General features: G+C 67.3%; 5 protein-coding genes. 4 read left to right on the top strand and 1 reads right to left on the bottom strand.

Annotated features, from left to right (window positions below; translation table 11 throughout):
• Window positions 1–69 precede the first annotated feature (69 nt).
• Together AB4083_RS05160 and AB4083_RS05155 are read left to right on the top strand one after the other, a co-directional pair.
• Complete coding sequence (locus AB4083_RS05160) at window positions 70–819, top strand: hypothetical protein (protein ID WP_441606683.1); 750 nt, start codon at window positions 70–72, stop codon at window positions 817–819.
• Between the two features lie 71 nt (window positions 820–890).
• On the top strand, window positions 891–1,544 hold the full coding sequence (locus AB4083_RS05155) for a hypothetical protein (RefSeq protein ID WP_441606682.1): 654 nt from the start codon (window positions 891–893) through the stop codon (window positions 1,542–1,544).
• Window positions 1,545–1,583: 39 nt separating this feature from the next.
• On the opposite strand, the gene bamE is transcribed toward AB4083_RS05155, so the two are convergent.
• Window positions 1,584–1,898, bottom strand: a complete 315-nt coding sequence (gene bamE / locus AB4083_RS05150; protein WP_441606681.1) for an outer membrane protein assembly factor BamE domain-containing protein — start codon at window positions 1,896–1,898, stop codon at window positions 1,584–1,586.
• 349 nt (window positions 1,899–2,247) lie between these two features.
• On the opposite strand from bamE, the gene AB4083_RS05145 reads away from it, so the two are divergent.
• Together AB4083_RS05145 and AB4083_RS05140 are read left to right on the top strand one after the other, a co-directional pair.
• Window positions 2,248–3,648, top strand: coding sequence for a TolC family protein (locus AB4083_RS05145; RefSeq protein ID WP_441606680.1), 1,401 nt, complete (start codon window positions 2,248–2,250; stop codon window positions 3,646–3,648).
• Window positions 3,645–5,492: an HlyD family efflux transporter periplasmic adaptor subunit gene (locus tag AB4083_RS05140; protein ID WP_441606679.1), complete on the top strand. Its 1,848-nt coding sequence runs from the start codon at window positions 3,645–3,647 to the stop codon at window positions 5,490–5,492. The genes AB4083_RS05145 and AB4083_RS05140 overlap by 4 nt, the downstream gene beginning before the upstream one ends.
• Window positions 5,493–5,495 lie beyond the last annotated feature (3 nt).

Raw genomic sequence — 5,495 nt, 5'->3', positions numbered from 1 at the left:
GCGAAGGAGGCCGCGGGTGCATACCCGCGGCCTCGCTGCTTACCATCAGGCTTTCCAGAGGAACGTTTCGTGACAAGTACAGTCAGGCGGCAGGTGATGCGATGGGTACTCGCCCTGGGGTTGATGATGAGCACCTGCGGCCTGCATGCCGCCGACATGGATGGCGACTCCGGCTTCGACGGCGCGTTCCTGGTGCTTTCCGGCAATATCGTCCATGACCATCTGGTCCTACGCTCGTTCAAGGTCACGCCGCTGACGCGTGCCGCATTCGTCGAGGCCTGCGCGCACGGCAAGCAGATATGGATCAATGGCCGCTCCAGTCCCTGCCTTTCCGCCAAGGCCATGGAGAACGGTTCGGCGATACAAGTGGAAGTTCCGCAGGAGGCGATCAAGTCCTCATCCGACACCTATTTCCTGGTGTCGGCCAAGCCGGCGGCTAACGCGGCATGGCGCGAACTGAACGAGCTGGAGCGAGGGGCCATGTCTGCAGATGCCGGCATCGCAGCAGCTGCAGCGGCCGGCCTCCATCTCACTGCTGCGGAGCTTGGCCACGCCAGGGCGGTGGACGGTAAGGACTGGTCTCTGGTGTTCGTAGCCCATGGCAAGGATCGCGACGGCAATCGGCCGACCTATGTATTCTCGGTCGCCGACGGCAAGCTTGCTTATGCGGGCAAGCTGCCCGACTGGCCGGAAAAACTGATCAACATTGGCGGCGTGCCACAAGCGATCGTCAACCGTCAGGGCGAGGCACGGGTCATCCAGGTGTTTTCGACCTGGCCTCGGGTCGAGGCGCAGATGTTTGCCGGCGAAGGCGGTTGAGCAGCGCGCTCGGCACGTGCCGGCAGGCAAACCTTCAGCATTGCTGAAACACGAGGAAAGGACAGCACGCCATGAAAATGGATCGCAAGTATCACCCGGGAGCACTTGCACCCGCGTTGATTTGCCTGGCCCTGGCAGCCTTCCCGGATGCGCGTGCCCAATCTCCTTCCGACACGCCAACCCAAGGCAGCCTCTGCCCCGCCGGCCAGACCACGCTGTTCGCCTGCTCCTCCGGCCAGAAGCAGATCGCCGTCTGTGGCAAACCCGGCAACGACACCTACGACGAACTGCGCTACCGCTACGGTACCGAGCGCAATCTGGAAGCGGATTTCCCCAACGAGGCCGAACCCGTGCCGCCGCGGCTGTTCGCCAGCGGCAACCGTGCGAGCAATGGCGCAGGCGGCACGCTGAACTATCTGCATCTCAGCGACGGCCGGACCCGTTTCACGGTTTTCTCGGAGACGAGCTCTCCCGGCGGCTACGAAAGCAGCGGCGTGCTGGTCGAGAACCGCGGCCATAGCGAAACGCACCTGTGCGACGGGCAGACGCCCGGCCAGGTCGAAGGCTTGTCGGATCCGAAGCTGATCGGCAAGGCGGTGCCACGCGACGAGCGGGTGCCCGAAGGCTTTCCCACTTACCAGGTGTCGCCGCAGCCGACGGACCAGGCATCGCCCGAACCGTCGGCTCAACCATCGCCTGGGCCGGCGGCTCAACCATCGCATTGAGAAAACGCGGCGCGGCGATGCCAATGCATCGCCCTGCCCTCAGGATTCCGGCGGCACGATCACCACATTGTGCAAACCCTCGCGCCGCGCCAGGCCCGGCCCGAACTGCACCACGTGCCCTTCCTTCATCACCACGGTGTAGTCGGTGTGCGTCACCGACACGCGTGAGCGATGGCGCGCCAGATAGGTGTAGACCTCGAAGTCGCCCATCGTACTCAAGGCGTCCGGACGGCCTAGCGTGGCGACCACCTGGTCGCGGTTGTTGCCCGGATCGAGCGAAGTGATTTTCTGGCCGGTGGTGTGACAGCCGGCCAAGGCGACCGCCAGTACGGCCGCTCCCATGATGCGCTTCATGACTCCCCCTGAGACTGGCGCTGGATGCGCCGCGCGCTGGTGAATGAGGCGGGATGGTAGCGCAAGTCCGTGCGTGCGAAGTGCCGCGAGGCACCACCGCAAGACCTTGCGAAAACCTGAACATCCCAGCCCTTGGCACACCCCCGGGCCAATGCCAAAATGCCCGTGCTTCAGGGGGAAATCGTTGGAAATAACGTCAGCCCGCACCGTGCGATTTCCGGTGCGCGCCTGGCCGTTGCGGTCCATGACGGACCGTCCTCTCCCTCAGGGCACAGCGAAGGGATTTGAGGTGCGACGCGAAAGTCATGATGCGAGAGAGCAGGTTCCGGTACGTCTCGGAAGATCGCCGATGCCCGGCCGCGCGCTGCCCCTGGCCCTGCTGTGCGCAAGTCTGTTCGTAGTGTTGCCTGCCTTCGCGGCCAACAACGTCACTTCGCTCGGCGAACTGTTCTCGATCGCCCACGACAGCGAGCCCGGCTACCGCGCCGCCAAGGCCAGCCTCGACGCCTCGCAGGCGCGCACGCGCCAGGCCTTCGGCGCGATGCTGCCGCAGATTTCCGCCACCGCCAGCAGCAATGGCAACCGCCGCCGCTACGACACGCTGGACAAGGTCACCCACACCTTGCACGACCGCTACCACGGCGACACCGGCCAGCTCAGCCTGACCCAGCCGCTGTGGCGCCCGGCCAATACCGCCAGCCTGCACCAGGCCGAGCAAGTGGAACGGCAGACCGAGTACCAGCTCAAGGACACCGAGCAGCAGCTTTATCAAAAGTTGGCCTCGGCCTGGTTCGACCTGATGGAAGCGCGCGATGCGGTGGAGTTCACCGCCGCGCAGCGCGATGCCCTGCGTGCGCAGTGGGATATCTCGCGCCGCGCCGTCGAACTCGGCGCGCAGGGCGAGCCGCAAGCCGAGGATGCGCACGCCAAGTATGAGGAAGCCGCGGCCGATGCCGAGTCGGCGCTGGCCGATCACGCCACCAAGCTGGCCGCGCTCGAACAATGGGTAGGTCCGGCGGAAGACCTGCAGCAACCCTTCCTGGACGACCAGCTCGAACTGCCCGACCTGATCGGCAGCGACCTCGACGCCTGGCTCAGCCAGGTCGACAGCAGCAGCCCGGCCCTGCGCGCCGCCTCGCGCGCCGTCGCCGCGGCGGAAGACGAAGTGAGCAAGCAGCGCGCCGGCCACCAGCCGACGCTGGACATGGTGGCCAGCTATGGCAACACCGACCAGAACGTCGGCAACTTTCCCGGCCAGGCCGGCTACGGCATTCGCACCTTCACCGTGGGCCTGCAGCTCAACGTGCCGATCTATTCCGGCGGCACGCAGTCGGCCAAGGTGGCCGAGGCGCTGGCGCTGCGCGACAAGGCGCGCGACGACCTGGAAGCCGCGCGGCGGCAGGCCGTCCTCAACGTGAAAAGTTCTTTTCTCGCCTGGCGCGCGGGCCTGGCCAAGGCGCATGCCGCACGCATCGCCATCGCCTCCGCCCAGCGTGCGCTGGCGGTGGCCGAGCGCGGCAGCGAGCGCGGTTTGAAGACCGCGGCCGACACGCTGGCCGCACAGCAGCAGATCGCCGCCTCGCGCCGCGACATGCGCAAGGGCCGCTACCAGCAGCTCACGTCGTACATCAAGCTCAGGGCCACGCTCGGCGGCCTGAGCGTGGCCGATATCGACGAGCTGGATCAGTGCTTCGTGCCGGCGCGCATGAACACCACCGCCTCGCTCAACCCGGAGCGCGCGCCGCGATGAACGCCCTGCCCGTCACGCCCGATCCTTCCGCGCCGACGCCCTTGCCGCTGGACGGCTGGACGCGCTTCATCACCGCGCGCACCTCGGCGGAATTCTGCGACGCCTGGCTGGCGGTGCTGCGCGACAAGTTCGCGGTGATCGCGCAGGCGGCGATCCTGGTGGAATCCGCGAACGGGCAGAACTTCGTGCCGATCGCGGTGTTTCCGCAGGCCAACAGCGATATGGCGCGCATGGGCGAAGCGGTGCAACGCGCGCTGGCCGAACGGCGCGTGGTGGTGCAGCCCTGCGCGGAGCCGGCCGGCCTGTGGCATGTGGCCGCGCCGCTGACGGTGCACGACCGCATGGCCGGCTCGGTGGTGCTGGAGCTGAGCGCGCACGATGAAACCCTGCCGCTGCTGTTGCGCGAATTGCATTGGGGCAGCGCCTGGCTCAGCAATCTGTTCGCGCGGCGCGAGCACGATGCCGCACTGGCCGCCAGCGTGCGTTCGCTGGGCGTGCTGGAGGCCGTCGCCATCGCATTGCGCCACGAGCGCTTCCAGCAGGCGCTGTTCGACTTGAGCAACGAGCTGCGCCGGCGCTTCGGCGGCACGCGCGTGGCGATCGGCCTGATGCGCCATGGCGAAGTGAAGCTGGCGGCACTGTCGGAGGCGGCTACGTTCGAAAAATCCTCGCCCTTGGTGCATGCCTATATCGCCGCCATGAACGAGGCCTGCGATCTGGCGCAGGCCGTGGAAGCGGCGGCACCCGAGCACGATGCGCCCGACAGCTTCCGCGCGCATACCGCCCTCCTGCAGCGCACCGGCGCCGGCCGCCTGCTCTCGCTGCCGATCACCCAGCAGGCCAAGTGCGTGGCGGTGGTGACCATCGAGCGCGAAGCGCCCACGCCGTTCGGCGAGGACGAGCGCAAGTGGATGGAAACCTTCGGCGCGCTGCTGGCGTCAGTGATCGCCCAACGCGTGGATGCGGAGCGCGGCTCGTGGCAGCGTTTGCGCGACGAAGCGCGGCGCTTCCTGGCCGCCTTGCTGGGGCCGCGTTATCTGTTGTGGAAGGTCGGCGCGCTGGCCGCAGCGCTGGTGCTGGCGCTGCTGGTGTTCCTGCCGGTGCCGTATCGCGTCTCCGCCAAGACCGTTACCGAGGGCGAGATCCAGCGCGTCGCCGCCGCGCCATTCGAAGGCTTTCTCTCTGCCAGCTTCGTGCGCGCCGGCGACACCGTCGCCAAGGGCCAGCCGCTGGCCCAGCTCGACGATCACGACCTGCGCGTGGAGCGCGCCAAGTGGGCCAGCGAGCGTGACCAGTACGACAACAAGCTGCGCGAAGCGATGGCCGGGCACGACCTCACCGCAATGCAAGTGGTCGGCGCGCAGATGCGCGAGGCGCAGGCGCAGCTCGATCTGCTCGACGACAAGCTGTCGCGCGTAAAGATACTGGCGCCCTACGACGGCGTAGTGGTCACCGGCGACCTGAGCCAGCAGATCGGCACGCCGCTGGAAGCCGGCAAGAAGCTGTTCGAGATCGCGCCGCTGCACAGCTACCGCATCATCCTGCAGGTGGACGAGCGCGATATCGCCCAGGTGCGCGAAGGCCAGCACGGCCAGCTGATGATCACCGGACTGGCCGGCGACGCGATGCCCTTTACCGTGGCCAAGATCATGCCGGTGGCCACCGCGCAGGACGGCCGCAATTTCTACCGCGTCGAAGCGCGCCTGCAGCAGGATTCGCCGCTGCTGCTGCCGGGCATGGAAGGCGTCGGCAAGATCGGCGCCGGCCAGCACAAGCTCGGCTGGGTGCTGCTGCACGGCCTGTTCGACTGGCTGCGCCTGAACCTGTGGAGCTGGGGCCTCTAGGCC

The sequence above is a fragment of the Dyella sp. 2RAB6 genome (assembly GCF_052115385.1).
Lineage (GTDB): Bacteria > Pseudomonadota > Gammaproteobacteria > Xanthomonadales > Rhodanobacteraceae > Dyella_D.
The sequence above is the reverse complement of the archived record's forward strand: the minus strand, read 5'-3'. Positions and strand labels throughout refer to the sequence as shown.